The sequence below is a fragment of the Oleiphilus sp. HI0043 genome (assembly GCF_001634935.1).
On sequence record NZ_LWEY01001632.1, the window covers coordinates 1 to 1,103 of the forward strand.

Below are 1,103 nucleotides of genomic sequence, written 5' to 3' on the forward strand. Positions count from 1 at the left end.
TTATGAAGAATATTTGACGCATCATGGCCAATGAAAAACATGCTATGCCAATCGGTTGGTATAGTACCCAGCCCAGCCGCTATAGCAGTATTTGCCTGGAAACCGACGTTCCAAATACCAAAAAACATAGCAGGGAATGCGCACAACCAAACCGTAATCATAATACGCTTAAGGTCGATACCATCTCTAACATGAGATGTGGTTTTGGTTACACTTGATGGCGAATAAAAAATGGTGTCAGCAGCTTCGTAAAGCGCATACCACTTCTCGTACTTGCCCCCTTTCTCGAAATGGGGCTCCATTTTATCTAAAACTGTTCTAAGTCCCATGATCAACCCTCAATTTCGATTCGAGTCAGATTCTCTCGTAGAATCGGACCGTACTCATACTTACCAGGACAAACATATGTGCAAAGCGCCAAATCTTCTTCATCTAGCTCTAAACAACCTAGAAGTTGTGCTTGCTCTGTATCACCTACAATCAGAGATCGTAGTAACTGAGTTGGCAAGATATCTAAAGGCATCACTTTTTCGTAAGCACCAACAGGAACCATTGCTCGATCACTACCATTTGTTGTGGTCGTAAAGTTGAACAATTTGGCAGGGTTAAGCTTAGAAAGGTAAATATTCATCACAGAGAACTTGTTGGCACCAGGAGATAACCAACCAATAAACTCACGCTCTTTTTGTTCATCAAGAACACTAACTTGCGAAGCATAGCGCCCTAAATAATCAACTGTAGCTCTTGCGGTCCGGCCACCAAAAACCGAACCTGAAATGGCTCTGGCAGAGGTTGAACTAAGTTCATTGCTCAGCAGCTCAGATATATTGGCACCCAATTGAGTTTTAACCAAGCGCGGTTTCTTAACAGAAGGGCCAGCAATAGAAACAATCCGCTCTACATACAGTTCGCCAGTCGTGAAAAGCTTAGCGATCGCGATGACGTCCTGATAAGAAATAGTCCATACACTCTTACTATCGCTTACAGGATCAAGGTAATGGATGTGTGTTCCGGCATTACCAGCAGGGTGCGGGCCAGAAAACTCTTGCTTTTCTACGCGCGCGATGGCTGGTAGTTCGATGTTAGAACCAGCTTTAGTACAA

2 protein-coding genes are annotated in these 1,103 nt (G+C 43.8%); both read right to left on the minus strand.

All coding sequences use genetic code 11. The features are described from left to right. A partial coding sequence (locus A3729_RS24755) for an RnfABCDGE type electron transport complex subunit D (RefSeq protein ID WP_197476052.1) occupies nt 1–329 on the minus strand: 329 nt, incomplete at its 3' end. A gap of 2 nt (nt 330–331) precedes the next feature. Beyond that, the coding region (gene nqrA, locus A3729_RS24760; RefSeq protein WP_068634390.1) for an NADH:ubiquinone reductase (Na(+)-transporting) subunit A at nt 332–1,103 on the minus strand (772 nt) is incomplete at its 5' end.